The organism is Mesorhizobium kamtschaticum, from assembly GCF_056174585.1.
The window spans coordinates 86,631-100,708 of the sequence record NZ_JBWBWI020000003.1 but is presented as its reverse complement, the minus strand read 5'-3'; the positions used below and the strand labels follow the sequence as shown (position 1 = coordinate 100,708).

The 14,078-nt window shown below is 56.1% G+C and carries 13 protein-coding genes and 1 pseudogene; 4 read left to right on the top strand and 10 right to left on the bottom strand.

Going from position 1 to position 14,078, the window contains the following annotated elements:
• Positions 1–180: 180 nt before the first annotated feature.
• Positions 181–552, bottom strand: a complete 372-nt coding sequence (locus tag AC0V7N_RS39520; RefSeq protein ID WP_496628650.1) for a Rid family hydrolase — start codon at positions 550–552, stop codon at positions 181–183.
• An 89-nt stretch (positions 553–641) separates the two neighbouring features.
• Between AC0V7N_RS39520 and AC0V7N_RS39515 the strand changes: the two genes are divergently transcribed.
• A protein-coding gene (locus AC0V7N_RS39515) for an IS5 family transposase (RefSeq protein WP_496628649.1) occupies positions 642–1,402 on the top strand; the annotation gives its coding sequence in 2 pieces (ribosomal slippage) (positions 642–975 and positions 975–1,402; 762 coding nt in all).
• A gap of 151 nt (positions 1,403–1,553) precedes the next feature.
• Here AC0V7N_RS39515 and gfa read toward each other — a convergent pair.
• The 8 genes from gfa to AC0V7N_RS39475 all read right to left on the bottom strand — a co-directional run bounded on the left by gfa (position 1,554) and on the right by AC0V7N_RS39475 (position 10,714).
• The gene (gene gfa, locus AC0V7N_RS39510) at positions 1,554–2,123 is read right to left on the bottom strand and encodes an S-(hydroxymethyl)glutathione synthase (RefSeq protein ID WP_496628648.1); all 570 of its coding nucleotides are present in this window, start codon (positions 2,121–2,123) and stop codon (positions 1,554–1,556) included.
• Positions 2,124–2,190: 67 nt separating this feature from the next.
• Positions 2,191–3,318 (bottom strand): S-(hydroxymethyl)glutathione dehydrogenase/class III alcohol dehydrogenase, encoded by a 1,128-nt coding sequence (locus tag AC0V7N_RS39505; protein ID WP_496628647.1) that lies wholly within the window; start codon positions 3,316–3,318, stop codon positions 2,191–2,193.
• Between the two features lie 250 nt (positions 3,319–3,568).
• Positions 3,569–5,158: an FAD-dependent oxidoreductase gene (locus AC0V7N_RS39500; RefSeq protein ID WP_496628646.1), complete on the bottom strand. Its 1,590-nt coding sequence runs from the start codon at positions 5,156–5,158 to the stop codon at positions 3,569–3,571.
• A 508-nt stretch (positions 5,159–5,666) separates the two neighbouring features.
• Positions 5,667–6,455 (bottom strand): SDR family oxidoreductase, encoded by a 789-nt coding sequence (locus AC0V7N_RS39495; RefSeq protein WP_496628645.1) that lies wholly within the window; start codon positions 6,453–6,455, stop codon positions 5,667–5,669.
• A gap of 263 nt (positions 6,456–6,718) precedes the next feature.
• Positions 6,719–7,804, bottom strand: a complete 1,086-nt coding sequence (locus AC0V7N_RS39490; protein ID WP_496628644.1) for an ATP-binding cassette domain-containing protein — start codon at positions 7,802–7,804, stop codon at positions 6,719–6,721.
• A 94-nt stretch (positions 7,805–7,898) separates the two neighbouring features.
• Complete coding sequence (locus AC0V7N_RS39485) at positions 7,899–8,711, bottom strand: ABC transporter permease subunit (protein ID WP_496628643.1); 813 nt, start codon at positions 8,709–8,711, stop codon at positions 7,899–7,901.
• A gap of 2 nt (positions 8,712–8,713) precedes the next feature.
• Positions 8,714–9,613, bottom strand: a complete 900-nt coding sequence (locus AC0V7N_RS39480; protein ID WP_496628642.1) for an ABC transporter permease subunit — start codon at positions 9,611–9,613, stop codon at positions 8,714–8,716.
• A gap of 33 nt (positions 9,614–9,646) precedes the next feature.
• A complete protein-coding gene (locus AC0V7N_RS39475) occupies positions 9,647–10,714 on the bottom strand; it encodes an extracellular solute-binding protein (protein WP_496628641.1) in 1,068 nt (355 codons plus the stop codon).
• Between the two features lie 579 nt (positions 10,715–11,293).
• Between AC0V7N_RS39475 and AC0V7N_RS39470 the strand changes: the two genes are divergently transcribed.
• From AC0V7N_RS39470 to AC0V7N_RS39460, 3 genes and pseudogenes are all read left to right on the top strand, one after another.
• Positions 11,294–11,644 carry a transposase gene (locus AC0V7N_RS39470; RefSeq protein ID WP_496628640.1) on the top strand — a complete coding sequence of 117 codons (351 nt, stop codon included), beginning with the start codon at positions 11,294–11,296 and terminating at the stop codon, positions 11,642–11,644.
• Positions 11,644–11,802: pseudogene (locus AC0V7N_RS39465) on the top strand (IS3 family transposase); the annotation flags it as partial. The gene AC0V7N_RS39470 and the pseudogene AC0V7N_RS39465, both read left to right, overlap by 1 nt.
• A 164-nt stretch (positions 11,803–11,966) precedes the next feature.
• Positions 11,967–12,278 carry a hypothetical protein gene (locus tag AC0V7N_RS39460; RefSeq protein WP_496628639.1) on the top strand — a complete coding sequence of 104 codons (312 nt, stop codon included), beginning with the start codon at positions 11,967–11,969 and terminating at the stop codon, positions 12,276–12,278.
• A gap of 1,046 nt (positions 12,279–13,324) precedes the next feature.
• On the opposite strand, the gene AC0V7N_RS39455 is transcribed toward AC0V7N_RS39460, so the two are convergent.
• The gene (locus tag AC0V7N_RS39455; RefSeq protein ID WP_496628638.1) at positions 13,325–14,056 is read right to left on the bottom strand and encodes a hypothetical protein; all 732 of its coding nucleotides are present in this window, start codon (positions 14,054–14,056) and stop codon (positions 13,325–13,327) included.
• Positions 14,057–14,078: the final 22 nt, after the last annotated feature.

The window sequence follows — 14,078 nt, the reverse complement described above, 5'->3', positions numbered from 1 at the left end:
GCTGATCGTTTCAGAATCCGGTGGCTCGCATGGCTGCACGCCAGCGAAAAGGGCGTCCGGGAATTAGCGAAACACGTACTCAGGAGGTTATCGATGAAGACATTGCCCCCGCCAAAGCCGGCTGCCAGCACTGCGGCAGTTGATCATGCCACTCGACTCCCGAGCCCTGGAATCGGTGGCCTAGAATTTAGCGCCGATGGCCTCCACCTCAACCAGCAAATCCGGCCCCGCCAACGCCGGTACCAGAACAAGTGTATTCGCGGGGCGATGGCCGTCGAGAAATTCATTTCGAACTTTGACATACGCCGGAATGTCTGCGGCTGAAACCATGTATTGATTGATCTTGACGAGATTGGTGATCTCCATTCCGGCTTCCTTCAGCAGAAGCGCGATTTGGGTCCAAATTGTGCGCGCCTGGGCCTCACACGAGCCCTCCGCGCAAATCTGTCCGGAGATATGTAGCCAAGCCGCGCCGGACGGCGTGAACATGGCCTGGCTAAACGGGGCCGAGGGATTGTGCAAAATTGCAGGTTCGATTGAGGTCGATTTCATGGCCTTCCTTTCACTAGGCTCAGGACCTATTAAATTGCTTGCGGGGATATCGATCAGTTGATTCAGTGGCGGCGTAAGGAGACGCTGTCATGGGTGATTTGATCTGGCTGTCGCAAGCGCAGATGCGCCGCATCGAGCCATATTTTCCGCTGTCCCACGGGGTACCTCGTGTCGATGATCGTCGGATCATCAGTGGGATCATCTTCGTGATCAGGAACGGCTTGCGGTGGCGCGACGCGCCTGCGGAGTACGGCCCACCAAAAACGATCTACAATCGCTTCATTCGCTGGAGCAGGCTGGGCGTGTTCAACAAGATTTTCGCGGCGCTTGCGGCAAAGGGTGGGAAGCCCGACCATCTGATGATCGATGCGACCCACCTGAAAGCCCACCGGACGGCAGCAAGTCTGCTCAAAAAGGGGCTGTTCCCCGACGTATCGGACGCACCAAAGGCGGCCTGAACTCGAAGCTACATGCCGTCTGCGACGGCAAAGGCAGACCCCTGGTGATGCTGCTGAGCGAGGGGCAGATGAGCGACTACAAAGGCGCTGCCCTCATGATCAACGCTTTGCCCAGGGCCAAAGCCTTGCTCGCAGATAGGGGCTATGACGCCGACTGGTTCCGCGCCGCTCTCTCAGAGCGCAAGATCACCGCCTGCATCCCGTCAAAGGTCAACCGAAAGGTGCCGATCCCGCACGACGTCGCACTCTATCGCCAGCGCCATAAGATTGAGAACATGTTCGGCAGGCTCAAGGATTGGCGGCGCATCCACACCCGCTATGACCGCTGTGCGCACACCTTCATGTCTGCCATCTGCATCGCCGCCACCGTCATTTTCTGGCTCAATCAATGAGTCCTGAGCCTAAGTAAATTTGTCAGCTTTGCAGGGAATTAATTCAAAGCGCCTGAATATAAGCGAGGCAGCAACAGATAGTCCTTCACCTGTATCTGCAAAGAAAACCGGCCTGGCCAGAGGTCAGATCAGACCGATTGGCCTTACTGTCTTATTGAGCCAAGGCGCCGGACTTCTTCGCCGTCCAAGTGGCGATATGGTCCATCAGGCCGGGATTGAGGCAGTCATACGGTTCCAGCCCGATTGACTTCAGTTGCGCGCGGATGCCGTCCATCCGCTTGGGGTCGACGCCGGATTCGATGATCGACGAGACGAAGGCGGTGAAGCCCGGCGGCGACCAGCCGTCCTCCTCGAAGCGCTCGGGATGGATGAAGGAGAGGCCCTTGAACGGATGGTCGCGCTCGACCGGTCCGTGCATGTGGACACCGCAGCCGGTGCAGGCATGACGCTGGATCAGCGCTGAGGGATCGACCACCTTGAGCTTGTCGCCGTTCTCGGTGACGGTGACGTCGCCGGTGCCGGCCACGGCCACCACCGAGAACACAGCACCTTTCGGCTTCCAGCATTTGGTGCAGCCGCAGGCATGGTTGTGGGCGATCTGGCCCTTGACCTTCACCTTGACCGGCTTGCTCGTGCAGGCGCAGACCAGCGTGCCGCCGGCAAAGCTTGCGCTCTCCTTCGGCAGTCCATTGTCGATTTTTGGATGCAGTTTTTCCGGCATTCTTTTCTCCTCCCGTTTGTGAACCACAGAGGTCGCAGGCCGGTTGGTCGGCGGCTTGTGGTCTTCCTCAGTAAACGACGACGCTTCGGATCGACTTGCCCTCATGCATGAGGTCAAAGCCCTTGTTGATGTCCTCGAGCTTCAGCGTGTGGGTGATCATCGGGTCGATCTGGATCTTGCCGTCCATGTACCAGTCGACGATTTTTGGCACATCGGTGCGGCCGCGCGCGCCGCCAAAGGCGGTGCCCATCCAGGTGCGTCCGGTGACCAACTGGAACGGCCGGGTCGAGATTTCCTGGCCGGCGCCGGCAACGCCGATGACGACCGACTTGCCCCAGCCGCGATGCGAGGCTTCCAGCGCCTGGCGCATCACCTTGGTGTTGCCGGTGCAGTCGAAGGTGTAGTCGGCGCCGCCGATCTGGTCGGCGCCACGCTTGGTCATGTTGACGAGGTGCGGTACGACATCGCCGTCGATCTCCTTCGGATTGACGAAATGCGTCATGCCGAATTTCTCGCCCCAGGCTTTCTTATCATTATTCAGGTCGACACCGATGATCATGTCGGCTCCGGCCAGCTTCAGGCCCTGGATGACGTTGAGGCCGATACCGCCGAGGCCGAAGACGACTGATGTCGCGCCTTGCTCGACCTTGGCGGTGTTGATCACCGCGCCGATGCCGGTGGTGACCCCGCAGCCGATGTAGCAGATCTTGTCGAAGGGCGCGTCGGGGTTGACCTTGGCCACCGCGATCTCGGGCAGCACGGTGAAGTTGGAGAAGGTCGAGCAGCCCATATAATGAAAGATCTTGTCCTTGCCGATCGAGAAGCGCGACGACCCGTCGGGCATCAAGCCCTGGCCCTGGGTCGCGCGGATCGCCGTGCACAGGTTGGTCTTCCTCGACAGGCAGGACGGGCACTGCCGGCATTCGGGCGTGTAGAGCGGGATGACGTGGTCGCCCTTCTTGACCGAAGTGACGCCCTTGCCGACATCGACGACGACCCCGGCGCCTTCATGGCCGAGGATGGCCGGAAACAGGCCTTCTGGATCGGCGCCCGACAGGGTGAATTCATCGGTGTGGCAGATGCCGGTCGCCTTGATCTCGACCAGCACCTCGCCTTCGCGCGGACCGTCGAGCTGAACGGTCATGATCTCAAGCGGTCTGCCGGCCTGCGTGGCCACTGCTGCGCGAACATCCATCACTTGTTTCCCTCTGCCTTTCTGCCTTTGAGCCGCGTCTACGGGTTTAGGCTCCCCGGACGTGTCCTAGATACGCGACCACTCTAGCTTTTCGTCAACACGGGCCGGACAGGCGCATGCTCGTTTCGTGCATCCACCTCGCGGGGCGACTACCACCAGGGAGCTAAGAGTTCGTTCCCATGTATCGTCCACGTGACAGGCACTCTCAAACTGAGGCGTGACGTCATGTCGGTCACCGAGAGAGTCAGCTTCAAGATCGTTTCTTCCCGCGATCTCGCAGGATCTCCCGCACCGCGTTAAAGCCTGGCAATCCGGTGACGCCCCCGCCAGGGTGGCAGGAGGAGCCACATTGATATAGGCCTTGGATGGGTGTCCTATAGTCCGCGTAGTGCGGGTACGGCCTGCGCGAGAACAATTGATCGGGAGTCATCTGCCCATGCAGGATGTTGCCCCCTGGTATGTTGAGGATGTTTTCGATATCGGTGGGAAGCAGGACCTGATAATCGATGATTTCATTCGTAAATCCTGGAACAAATTCATCCAGCACTTTCCAAACAGTTTGGACGAACTCAGATCGGCGTGACGACCAGTCTCCCTCGCGTAGTTTATATGGAACATGACCACCGTAGAGGTTTACGACATGCTTACCCTCGGGCGCCATGCTCTTATCTAGGTAGGTTGGTGTCGCCACGGTCATCCACGGGACCTGGGCGAATTTTCCGTACTTCGCATCATCGTATGCCCTTTCTAGGTAATCTATAGTGGGCCCGATATGCACGAATGCTGATACTGGCCTGCCAGTGTCTGACCCAAGGCATTTGAGCTGAGGCGGCCGATTGCAAGCGACGTTGATTTTCCAGTTCGTGCCGACAGTGTTGAATTTTTCCAGCGATTGAACAAGCTCATCTGGAAGATGTTTTGGCTCAACAACCTTACCAAAGAGAATTTTCGAATGCATGCTGCTGGCTACAAGTCCAGTGCGATACTCCCGACCGTCTTTGGTTGCTACGCCTTTGAGCTTACCACCGTCGACGATAACGCGTTCGACTTCAGCGTTAGTGTGGATATCTACGCCTAAGCGCTGAGCGGATGCTGCCAAGGCTTTCGATACGGTTCCCATGCCTCCGATAACGTGCCCGCGTACTATTTCGTGGGAATGATCAGTCAGCATATTGTAGAGGCACGCAAGCGCGGATCCTCGCGAATGCGGACCTACGAAATTCCCAATGCCCGCCTGATAAGCGAACATCGCACGTACGGCGTCGTTCTCAAACCAATGGCTCAGATATTCCTCGGCGCTTTGGGTCATAAGTTCAACAAAATCAAACATCTTGGTTCTCAACCCAAAATTCCGCCAAGAGAATGCGAGCGTTCTGGTGACATCACGGAACGTTGAAGCAGTTGGATCTGGCGGAACCTCCGTGCTGAGATGGCGCATGTAGGCCGCTAGTCCATTGTGAAAGTCGACGAACTTGGGATACGCTTCAGCGTCTCGCACAGAGAGCTGCGCGATGTTCTTCGCAGTTGCTGCGACGTCATCATTTGTTATCAAGCAACGTCCGTCTTCTGTCGGACTGAAGAGGTCGCCATAGGGGACGGCTTTCAGACCAAATTTCCGAAGGTCCAGATCTTTGATGATTTGCGGGTAAAGGTGCTGCAACCCGTATGAAAAGACCGAGAATGTGAACCCGGGAAACACCTCGTCAGAAAATGCAGCACCGCCGACTGCATGCCGCCGTTCCAGAACAGCTGTTCGCATTCCTGCTCGTGCCAAATAGGCCGCACACACCAGGCCGTTGTGTCCACCGCCTAATACGACTGCGTCATAGTGGTTTGTCATGAGTCACCTCCTGCCTTTGCGCATAAGACTGGCGCGCCCATAGCACCGGAGCGGCCCCAGCAGTTCCCACAGAACGCCCCCAGGAACACGGACGCTTCGCCGTCCGGTTCGGCCGATTGGTGAAACACCGTTCTGGTTTTAAGGGCGAAGGCTGTGACTGTCAATATTCAGGTGCGTTATTGGAAGAACAATGTTTCGCTTTTCGCTCAACTCTTTCAGTGAAGCGTAAAGGATCGTACATGCGCGCTCTTCGACTGCCGGCGCGTCACCAACGGCCTACTACAATTGAGAACGTAGAGGCACGCTTCTCCTTGTGGCGGACATAGTTAGGCAAGATGACCATTGCTCCCGCCGGCCGTCTTCAAAGCCGTCGGCGTGTGTTCGGTCTCCTCTCGTTCGCCTGTGTGCACATGTGCCGCCGATGTCACCGGAAGAGCGAAATGGCTCCTTTTGGCTTCTCGATCAGCGTAGTGACGGATTCTTTAGGCAGCGTGAGCACGTCTCCGGATTACTGCCTTCTTGCTAGTCCAGGGATACGATCCAAGAGTGTTTGAGAGAGGCCACCATCAACTCCAATATTCTGTCCCGTCACATAGCGGTTCGTGGGGTCAATCAAAAACTCTACCAAGCGCGCAACGTCCGAGGGCTGTCCGATAGTACCCAAAGGCACAATGGCCTCGCGCGCCCTCAACATCCGTTCGTCCTGATACACTGCTTCAGTCATCGGGGTTCTGATCATACCGGGCGACACGCAATTGACGCGAATACCGTATTGTCCCCACTCGATCGCAAGCTGGCGACAAAGCATTGTTAGCGCGGCTTTCGCAGAGCTGTAAGCGCCGGTGCCGCGATGGGGGTGGCTGCCGGACTGCGATGATATCGCCACGAAGCTCCCGCGGCTGTCGCACAAATGGTGGAATGCAGCCTTCGCAAGTAACCAGCTCGCTCGACATGTAGTAGCAAACATGCGGTCCCATGCCTCCAACTCCAGTGACTCCAGCGGAGCCGGGTCGGCAATGCCGGCATTGGAAACAATGGCATCGAGACCGCCAAATTCTTCCACTGCCCGGGCCACCAATTCTGCAGGTGCTTGAGGTTGGCTAAGATCGGCTGTCACGATCACGACTGTGGAGTCCCGAAGCCGACAAGCGCTCGCCAACTCTTCGACCAGCTCTGTCGACCGCCGCACACACATCACCAGAGAGAGAGCCGTGCCGTGCGTATCGGCGAGTTGCTCGCAGATCGCTCCGCCGATCCCGGCGCTAACACCTGTCACAAGTACCTTCAAGGGGGTCACCGCGTAACCCAACGCAGGTCGCGAGAGGCACATTCGCCCTTCATGCGTTGCAAGGCTCGGCAAGGCGAAGTGGCTGGAGACAATGACTGCGACAGACGGTCGACTATGGGCATGCCAAAATCTTTCTCGATGCAAGTGTTAGTCGGAGCAGCAGCCGGAGTCCGATATGTAGCCCCGCCGCCGAGTCTCGATGCGAAACCCGGACAACAAAGAGGGGGAAGCGTCCGTTTGGCTGCTGCCTGGGACAGCGCCGATCGTTAACTCTAGCTGTTTCGGGGGACGAGGACTGCATCCCCAGTCGCGAAACGCAAACCTAGGATTTGGTTGCGCTCGAAACGGCGCGATTGGTTTGGCTTTGCTAGGACAGTAAGGGCACCCATGGGCGTCTCAACGCCGAGGCGAACTGAACTCCCAAGGTAGACGATACTTTGTATTCGACCTTGCAGCATTGCCTCACCGTCCGAGCAGACCTCGATTTCCTCGGGCCGCAGCATCAGGAGATAAGGTTGTGACGGATCTACGGTTATATCGGGGCTGATCCGCACCACCCGACCATCCAAGAGGGTGAATTCCCGTTCGGAAGTTTGATTGACGGCGACCAGGTTCGCCTCACCAAGAAAGTTCGCAACGAACTCCGTTCGCGGTCGTCGATACAACGTTTCGGGATGTGCAACTTGCTCGATCCGTCCATCCCGCATCACGGCCGCGCGGTCGGAAAGCATCAAAGCCTCTCCCTGATCGTGCGTCACATAAACGATAGTCAGGCGAAGCCGCTCCTGAAGGCTGAGGAGCTCGAGTTTGAGCTCATCTCGGAGATTCTTGTCCAGTGCTCCCATCGGCTCATCCATTAGAAGCACGTGCGGCTCGTATACCAACGCGCGCACTAGGGCGACTCGCTGGCGTTGTCCTCCCGAGAGCTGTTGCGGCAATCTATTGGCGAACTTGTCCGCTGGGAGCTTAACCATGTCCATTGCGCGACGCACACGCTCACCAACCTCTGATTTTGACATGCGTCGAAGTTGGAGCGGATAGGCGATATTGTCGTATACGCTCATGTGTGGGAACAAGGCGTAGCTTTGAAATACCATCCCGATGCCACGAGCAAAGGGCGGAACTGAGGTGACATCTTGGTCGCCGATATGAATTGTACCTGATGTCGTCCTCTCGAAACCGGCTAGCATCATCAGTGCTGTTGTTTTGCCCGATCCAGACGGACCTAGCAACGAAAGAAATTCTCCTGGTTCGATATCGATACTAACGTTATCAACGGCTTTAAATGTTCCATACTCCTTGGTGAGATTTCTCATCTGCACCCGAGACCCGGTTACCGAACCAAAATTTGCTGACACCGGAACTCCTCCTAAGCGATCGTGCGACTGCGAAAGTGTTGAATGTATGCCCACGAAACCCTCCTTCTGAGGTGTATCCAAAGACCGTGATTTACTAAAAAGCCGGGGCGACCTCTGCCCATCGTCGTTGCCATCGCTGCAGCTGACCGAGTAGGGACATCAGTATCAGCGCAATGATGATTTGCACCGTAGAGACCGCCGCAACGACTGGCGAAACAGCAAGCGAAAGACTGGAGAACACCCGAACAGGCAGCGTCGGTGTCATCGAACCAGACAAGAACACCGTCACCACCACTTCGTCAAAGGAAATCAAAAATGCGAACAGCGCCCCTGTTATGATAGCCGGTAGATTAGCTGGAATGGTGACGTCTCGGATGGTGCGCCAACGGCTTGCCCCCAAGCTTAACGCTGCAAGCTCGATACTGGGATCGTTGCGAGTTAGAGCCGAAGACACAATGAGGTAGACATAGGGGACACCCAATACAGTATGCATAACGGCGAGCCCAATGTTCGAGCCGATCATGTTTAAATTCGAGTACAAAGAATAGCCCCCGGTCGCTAGAATGATCGGAGGAACAACCAACGGGGCGATGGCAAAGACCTCAACGATCTGTTTTCCAGGCAATCTGGTACGCGCTATTCCAAATGCAGCCACACTGCCAATGAGTGTCGCGAACAGGGTCGCGAGAGAACCCACCAAGAGCGAGCGCAACACAGCTGCGTTCCACCGCTCGTCAAAAAGGAACTCCTGGTACCAGCGCCAGGAGAACAGGTGAGGTGGAAATCTAAGAACCTCATCCTTGCTAAAAGATAGCCAGATCACAACGAGTGTCGGCCCTATGAGGTAGAGAGCCACGAGCGCAATCAGCGCCAACCGAATTCGTTTGACGACTACGGCTTCACCCATGCTCATGACCTCCGGTAGTGTGCAGCAACGCTGCCGATCATGCTGGCAATGAAAAGCAAGCACAGCGTGACAACTAGAAGAAGAAATGACATCACCGCGCCCCCTTTCAGGTCATAGAACGTGGTGACTTCGGTGCTGATCATGTTCGCAATCATGGCGCTCCTCGGCCCACCAAGAATTGCAGGAGTGATGAAGAAGCCCAGCGAGATAACGAAAACCAGAACACTTGCCACACCTGCTCCCTGTTTGGTCAGCGGCAGAACGACCTTCAGAAATGTTTGCCGTCCTCGCGCACCGCAGATTGCCGAGGCGCGTAACAAATCTAAATCAAGACCAAGTAGTATCGTGTATATTGGCAATATCGCAAATGGCAGCATGGCTTGAACCATGCCGACCAGAACAACCGGCTCGGTATAGAGCATGGTCAAGGGTTTATCGACTAACCCCGCCTCAAGCAGGGCCGTATTTATCACTCCGTTCCGGCTGAACAGCGCGGTCCAGGCATAAGTCCTAACAACAATGCTCGTGAACAGTGGGAACATAATGAGTGCGAGAGCAATAGACCGCACGCTCGAAGAACTCCTCCAGATCGCGTAAGCCATCGCGTACCCAACTACCACGCTGATAATCGTGACGATCAGTGAAATGCGAATAGTTCTGAGCGCGACCGTTTGGAAAACCTCATCAGTGAGGACCTGCGAGAAAAGCCCGACGGCCTCCTTGAGGCCGCCGTCAAGTATGGCCAGCGTAAGGGCAACGATTGGCCCGAAGAAGAATATGCCGAGCAAGATCAAAAGCGGGGAAACGCTGGCAAAGCCAACCGTTTGAGAGAGGACGACCCCCCTGTCAACTTCCGCGACGGCGCTTCCCCGCCCTGCTTTCGTATTATTATTCAATTGCATGTCACTCGATCATTTGGTGGATGGTTTCGGCCACTATTTGCTGACGTAGGCCTGCCAAGCCCTTCCCAGCTCTACCTGCTGCTTCGACATTGTCTCAAAGAGCGCGTCAGGCAGGGTGGTCAACACAGCTTGGGCTTCAGGCGTGACGCTGATAAACGGCTTCAAGTTGTCTGGCAGATAGGCCACAGATTCAGGATTAGGTGAACTGTAGCCGACCAACTTAGTGAACTCCGCCTGCCGCTTCGGATCCAGCATATACACGGCGAAGGCATCGAGTACATTCGCGTTTTTCGTACCCGTCGTGTAGGTGAGATAACCGGGGAACTGGATGCCGCCATTATGCTGGATCTTCCATTGCGGGTTGGCCTGCGCTGCCTGAATGATTCTGCCGTCCCAGCACAGGCAATAATCCACACTGTTATCGATCATCAATTGAGCCATCTGGCTGCCATTGGCCCAATACGCCGTGATTTGGTCCTTTATGGGGTCAACAACTTTCAGGCAGCGTTTGATATCGATTCCCTTGGTCAGTTCATTAACACTGGCCCCGTCGCTCAGAAGTGCCAAAGCGCAGACAAACTGCGCTTCACTAGCCAGGGAACTTACGGCTCTGGGTCCTTTGATGTTCGGGTCAAAGAAATCCTTGACGCTCTTGAGCGGCGCGACGTTATCGGCATTGCGATAGGAAACGGTCACGACCGAGTTGAGCACAGGCACACCGTAATCATTCCTCACCGCCTTCGGCAGCTTTTCGAGACCAGGAATTTTTGAAACGTCAATTTTTTCAATGACTCCGTCCTTAATGAGCTTCGGCATATACGGGGCATCGATGCCCGACAGTCCGTCCCACTCGACGTTCCCAGCCTTGACCTGCGCCGAAACTGCGGCGATCATCTCGTCTTCACCGGCTTCAACGAGGCGAATCTTCGCTCCGGTTTCCGCTTCGAATGGCTTGATATAAGCCTCTTCTAGAGCAGTGGTGTATTTACCGCCGGGACTCCAGATAACCGCCTCCTTCCCTTTTAGATCGACGGCATGAGCCACCGAGCACAATATACTGAACGCGGCGGTCATCCCGAATAATTTCAAGGCCGATTTCATTGATCTCTCCTTCGCCGTTTGCGCTGATGATGGGTGGTGCAGCCGCCGTCTTTTGGCCTTCAGGTGCTTAGGAACAGCTCGCTGGAGTAGACGGAACAAGTTGGATTGGCCGCGAAACCGCAAAGCTAATGTGTTCGCTCCGGGATTTCATAAACCGTAAGCGCGCACTTGATGTTTCGAATACCGTCCGAGTGCAGATTTCCAGCGCCGCCTTTCGTGCGTGGTTGACTATCCAGCCGATAGACTCCTGGAAATAGAAGACGGGTCTTCCTTCAGCCGGTTTTGGCTTCCGCATTGCGCTACCTGTTCCCCGTTGGCTTTTTGCCAACCTTTTCGTTATGGAATTGATTTCCAATTTAGAACTCAATCTCAAATAATGTCAAGTGCGAAATCTATTGATAGTCGAGTAGCTCGGCCGCCCGGCATTCGCCCCTCACAGCAGGCCGCAGAACTGTCCAGCGTGACGACGGTGTGTTGATTGCCACTGAGAAGTGACCCGGCATTGGAGTGCGCCCCTTGGGGCGGACAGATTAGGATTTTGGGATTGACCCAGTCAGCCGGGTTTTCGGAAGGAAGACCATGGCAAGATATCGTACCCACAGCATCGAGTTTAAGCGGCAGGTCGCGCAGGAATACCTTGCCGGCGAGACGCTGCACGGACTGTCCAAGCGTCAGGACATTCAGCGACAGCTGATCCGTGTCTGGGTCCGCAAATATGAGGAAGGCGCGCTCGATGAGGACGCGCAGGCAGCCGACCTGATCCAGGAATATGAGGCCCGCATCGCAGCACTCGAACGGCTCGTGGGCAAGCAGGCTCTTGAACTGGAGTTTCTAAAGGGGGCTCTGAAAAGCGCACCGCCGTCGAGAAGCGGGATTACGTCCGCTATAACCGGTCCCGTGGCGTCTCTGTCGCGCAAGGATGCCGGCTGATGGGCATCGCGCGTTCGACCTATTATGATGACCCTGAGCGTCCGGCTGACAACACTGCAATTGTCGAAGCCATGTTTGAAGTCAGCGACGAATTCGAAAGCTACGGCTACCGTCGTCTCGGCGCCGCGTTGCGGCAACAGGGCCTTGTCGTCAATCATAAGAAGATCCGGCGCCTGATGCGCGAGCACGATCTGCGGCCGAAGATGCGGCGCCGCTTCATAGCAACGACGGACAGCAGTCACGGCTGGCCGATCCATCCGAATCTGGCCGAGATGTTCTCCCGAACGGTCCGAACCAGCTCTGGGTTGGCGACATCACCTATGTGGCGCTGCCGACGCGCTTCGTCTATGTCGCCATCATTCTTGATGCCTGGTCGCGTCTCGTCGTCGGCTACGCCATTGGTCGGTCCATCGAGGGGTCAGAACAAGATCAGTGCGAAATCGTACGTTTAGCTGAGAAAACGATGATCGAGATCGGTATTCGTCCCCGAAACTGGGCTCCGAATAGTATTCCCCCTAAATACTTGATATTCGGCACAGGCGGCAAATTACAGAAAACATGCACAATTTCGGTTAGCGTACGATTTCGCAATAATCTTGTTCTGGCCCCACGTTGCGAACCAGATCACCCGTAGGAATGTCAATCATTCCAACGATCAGGCCCGTCCAAAAAAGCAGACACAACTAGCGACGCGGCCGAAGGCCAGTTCGCGCCTCGTGTCGGCCATTTAGATCGATGTCACTCACACCGAAAGTGGACTTGGCCTGAACGAAGCGCGCCTGCATTCTGGAAACATGGACGAGCACGCGCTGAAATTTATGGCCATCCGCCAGTCAGCACGGCCAGCCCCCGCCACACTCCCTCATGATTGGCGGATCCCGGGCGATATCATAGACATGAGACTAGCCAGCCGTGCGCCTGCCTCATTCTGCTCTTGGGGGTGCGGACAAAGGAGGCTGCAGTCGCAGACTTCCGGGAGTTGCTGAAGGTAGGCCCACTTTGCCGCCGGCGGCGGAAACAGCACAAAGCCGCCGAGTGGATGGCATCTGACAACTTGGTCCGTTGTAGCCCACGCTATGGTGCGCCTGTAATGCTCCACTGTGTAGGGTTTGGCGTCGCGTCTGTCCGGCGGCGTTCCATGGTGCTTCGGGCTCGCTAAGCAAGCGTCTCCGACCATGAGGGATCGCCCCGCGGGCGAGGTGATCCTGATCAAATAGTCTGGCGAACATCGAAGGCCAGAACCGAAGTAGGGACGATCCTCGTCGGCTTTCTGGTTGAGGGCAGCCCACTCCAAAGCGGGCATTCCCCGATCATGGACCGGCGGAATTCGCTGATAGTCAATCAAAGCAGCCTCCGCTTCATAGTCCAGCTCCAAAACGACATCGCCCCTCTGAAACTGCCATGAACAAGACTTCAGCATGTCGACGGGATCAACGAAGCACGTACCGGTAAAACCCCAGCTTCGAAATTCTTTGGCAAGCCACACTGCTCCCCAGAGTTCCCATAGGATGTTCATATAGACCGGGGGATATGAAGACCTTGAGGACTCCACCGTGGAAAGGGCCTCGGAAAGGCGGGGGGCGAATGCTCTAAGAAGATGGCGCAGACGATAATCCCGTTGGAATGTTGGGTTTAAACCTATGCTGGTCAACAATTCAATATCATTGCCAATACGGGAAATCATGCTTCGAAGTTCTGTAATACTGAAGCTAATATTTTCAAGCCGACTAATTTCATCATTGATCTTTTTTGCCGTCCGCCCGGGTTCTTCCTTGCGGCTCTCTCCCTCAACGATCGAAGTTCCTTTGCGACCAGATCGGCGGACTGCTGGAGATGACGGTGTCTGAGCATGGCCCAGTGAGAGACGATAGCGTTCTCGGGTAGCGGTACCTCGCGCTTGGAGCGGGGGCCCAATTCTTCAAACGGATCGCGTCGTATCGAGCGTGCAGATCGCAACTCGTCGTTGACCAACTGAACCAGTTCAGTGGGGCTCGTATGTCCACTGCTGTTGCGTTGCCGACTCCAGGATCGGTCCGGGCGCTCTGTGATCACATCCCAGGTAGCAGAGACGCCCAGCTCCGACTCAATGTCCTCAATCATGGCTATTACATCGCGGTAGCCGAGCAACAAAGTTGGGATGATGTAGCAACGCAGTGCGCAGCCCTTGGGGACTGTCAAATGCAAAATGGCTTCACCAAAGCGGCGATTGCGGGCTAGCTCTGCTCCCAGATTCCAACGCTGCCACGACTTTCCTTCCGGTGCCGCCTCGGCAAGGGCTTCGAGCTTTGGACCCTCTTTGGCGTGGGCGGGAAGACCTCTGACAAGCAGATCTAGATACGGGCAGTCGTCGCGTATGATGTACCAGGTAGAAGGGTCCCATCGATATTCGACGGCGACGCCGTCTTCACCCATGACGCGTGCGACTTCTATCTCG

Bases quoted from the DNA above. Each gene is read 5' to 3' on its own strand.
- AC0V7N_RS39520 (WP_496628650.1), bottom strand. From the start codon at position 552: ATGAAATCGACCTCAATCGAACCTGCAATTTTGCACAATCCCTCGGCC.
- gfa (WP_496628648.1), bottom strand. From the start codon at position 2,123: ATGCCGGAAAAACTGCATCCAAAAATCGACAATGGACTGCCGAAGGAG.
- AC0V7N_RS39505 (WP_496628647.1), bottom strand. From the start codon at position 3,318: ATGGATGTTCGCGCAGCAGTGGCCACGCAGGCCGGCAGACCGCTTGAG.
- AC0V7N_RS39500 (WP_496628646.1), bottom strand. From the start codon at position 5,158: ATGACAAACCACTATGACGCAGTCGTATTAGGCGGTGGACACAACGGC.
- AC0V7N_RS39485 (WP_496628643.1), bottom strand. From the start codon at position 8,711: ATGGGTGAAGCCGTAGTCGTCAAACGAATTCGGTTGGCGCTGATTGCG.
- AC0V7N_RS39480 (WP_496628642.1), bottom strand. From the start codon at position 9,613: ATGCAATTGAATAATAATACGAAAGCAGGGCGGGGAAGCGCCGTCGCG.
- AC0V7N_RS39475 (WP_496628641.1), bottom strand. From the start codon at position 10,714: ATGAAATCGGCCTTGAAATTATTCGGGATGACCGCCGCGTTCAGTATA.
- AC0V7N_RS39470 (WP_496628640.1), top strand. From the start codon at position 11,294: ATGGCAAGATATCGTACCCACAGCATCGAGTTTAAGCGGCAGGTCGCG.
- AC0V7N_RS39455 (WP_496628638.1), bottom strand. From the start codon at position 14,056: ATGGGTGAAGACGGCGTCGCCGTCGAATATCGATGGGACCCTTCTACC.